A 2,207-nucleotide genomic window follows, 5' to 3' on the forward strand; every position below is an offset into this window, starting at 1 on the left:
CTGATAGAGGGGGTCACCTTTGCGCCCGCGGTGACCGGTCGTGTCTTGCTGGACGCGGCGACGCACCTCACCTGGAGCGTCGCCAGCGAGCTTGACGATATGGAAGGCGTCGAGGACGCTGGTGGCGTCTTGGAGTTGATCGTCGATGGCGTTCTTGTATCCCTGGAAGGGATCCAGCGTCGCGATCTGGATACCGGAGCGGAAGTCTTCGCCGCGTTCATCTAGCCAGTTCTCATGCGCGGTGCCAGACCTTCCTGGGACCAGGTCTAGCAGGCGGGCCGTGGGGTGATCCTCCCCGCGTGTCAGGTCCACGATGCCGGTGAGCTCACGGGGGCCCCGGCGGCGTCGGTCTTGGTGGTGCCGCACGTGCTCATCGGCCCCCAGCACCCGAACCCCCGCGAAGCGGGCAGGATCATCAGATGCGGCTTGCAGACACGGCTTGATATGGGACCACACGGTATTCCACGTGGCTGCCAGTTGTCGAGCCAGGCCAGCGATAGTGGCTCCCTCGAAACGCAACTGTCGGATCGCCCAGCGGATCGCCCGGGCGCCCAGACGCGCCCTGGGTGCGCACACCCGCTCGTCATGTTCCAGGAATGTCACCGTCTCGCAGGTGCGTTCGCGGCATATCCAGCGCCGCTTGTGCCATCGGATTCGCGCCGGGATCCCGGCCCAGGGCGCGTCAATCACCTCCATCACCATACGCCCGCGGCCTTGTGCGATTCAGCCCACAACCAGGGTACCCCGCCAGCTGGTTGCACGACTCAACATCGAGCACCAGGGCCCCTGGGGTGCGAGTCACGCTCATCAGATGGAAGCCCTCCAAACCGACGAGCAGATCACATCGATCACAACGGTCAAGCAACGCGCAGTAGCAGGTAGGGTGAGACACTGCCCGAGGTCCTTTGAAGATCGCGGGGGTAGAAGTCCGCTCGTCACCGGGGACCTCGACCTCTACCCGCAACCCCCGACCAACACCCGTGCGCCCACACTCAACTCTGAAGAGCCACATTTCTGTAGGGTTGACAAACGGAGAAAGTATGTTTATGGTTATAAACATGCCTACGAAGAATATTTACGTCTCAGAAGCGGATATGGAACTATTTGAACGAGCTGCGCAGTATGCGGAAAGTGTTTCAGCGGCTGTCGTCCAAGCGCTTCGGGACTATTTGACCAACCGACATAACACTGAAAAAGGTTACGGAAGAATAGAACTAGCGCTCTATGAAAACGGTTCGCGGAGGAAGGTGATGTTTTACGGCCGAGAGATAGTCCGTGTTGAACGCCCTGTGGATGGTGGTGTCCAAATTAATACAATTTACGAAACAGCAAAAGGACAGCTCGCTGTTGCAACAAAAATCCGCAGGCTTTTACCTGATGAGGTTAAAGGGGGCTACCGAATCTGGGATCATCCTGAGACATGGTCGCGAGAGTTCTGGTTAATAGGTGACAAAACGCTAGAGGTATATCCAGATATTGCACAGCTGGAGTTGGTGGATGCGTACTTGGCTGAGCAATGTAAATCCGTGCTTTCAGCAAAACCCTTCGAGGTATTGGATATTTAATATGCAAGGAATTGAAAATGGCGGCCCCTTCCTTATGGTGGACTCAGTGACAAAGAGATATAAACTACCAAGTGGATATGAAGTTGAAGCGCTCGGTGGCATTTCCCTCGAACTTAGAAAAGGAGAAATGTTGGGTCTATTTGGGCCAAATGGGGGCGGGGAAGACCACGCTTGTAAGCATCATTACTGGCCTTATCTCAGCTGATTCAGGATCGGTGAAGTGGGGTGATATGAAAAGAAATAGAAGGTTCGGCTATGTGGGCTCTTCATAATTGGGGTGTGGTTGGGGTTTGAATTCTCCGGTTTTGGGGAGTGTTCGGGTGATGTTGTGGGTGAGGTTTCGGAAAGTCCTGGGGCGCGGCTGCGTAGGTGTTCGAGGCGGCCGTTGATGGCTTCGGTGGGGTCGTTTGTGGTGTGGGGGTGGTCGAAGTAGGCCAGGATGTCCCCGGCTCGACGTTTGAGTGTCCTGCCCAGCGTGATGATCTCTGTGAGGGAGCGTGGCACGTCCGTGTCGCTGAGACGGTCTATTTCGGCTTGCATCAGGGCCTTACCTGCACTCGTGTCGGGCGCCCGGTAGGCGTCGATAATGTTCTGGTAGACGCTCCAGGTGACCTCGAGGGCGACGTGCTCGTCGCCGGAAAA

The 2,207-nt window shown here is 56.9% G+C and carries 3 protein-coding genes and 1 pseudogene; 2 read left to right on the top strand and 2 right to left on the bottom strand.

All coding sequences use genetic code 11. The annotated features are described in order from the left end of the window. A partial coding sequence (locus BQ7477_RS10990; protein WP_234968838.1) for a transposase occupies positions 1 to 690 on the bottom strand: 690 nt, incomplete at its 3' end. A gap of 368 nt (positions 691 to 1,058) precedes the next feature. On the opposite strand from BQ7477_RS10990, the gene BQ7477_RS10995 reads away from it, so the two are divergent. Continuing rightward, a complete protein-coding gene (locus BQ7477_RS10995) occupies positions 1,059 to 1,565 on the top strand; it encodes an EXLDI protein (RefSeq protein WP_073983913.1) in 507 nt (168 codons plus the stop codon). Between the two features lie 149 nt (positions 1,566 to 1,714). Next, positions 1,715 to 1,837, top strand: a complete 123-nt coding sequence (locus BQ7477_RS13195; protein WP_420884448.1) for an ATP-binding cassette domain-containing protein — start codon at positions 1,715 to 1,717, stop codon at positions 1,835 to 1,837. Here BQ7477_RS13195 and BQ7477_RS11005 read toward each other — a convergent pair. Continuing rightward, positions 1,819 to 2,207, bottom strand: a pseudogene (locus tag BQ7477_RS11005) (transposase); the annotation flags it as partial. The gene BQ7477_RS13195 and the pseudogene BQ7477_RS11005 sit on opposite strands and share 19 nt — an antisense overlap.

It is taken from the genome of Actinomyces bouchesdurhonensis, assembly GCF_900128465.1.
Taxonomy (GTDB): Bacteria; Actinomycetota; Actinomycetes; order Actinomycetales; family Actinomycetaceae; genus Pauljensenia; species Pauljensenia bouchesdurhonensis.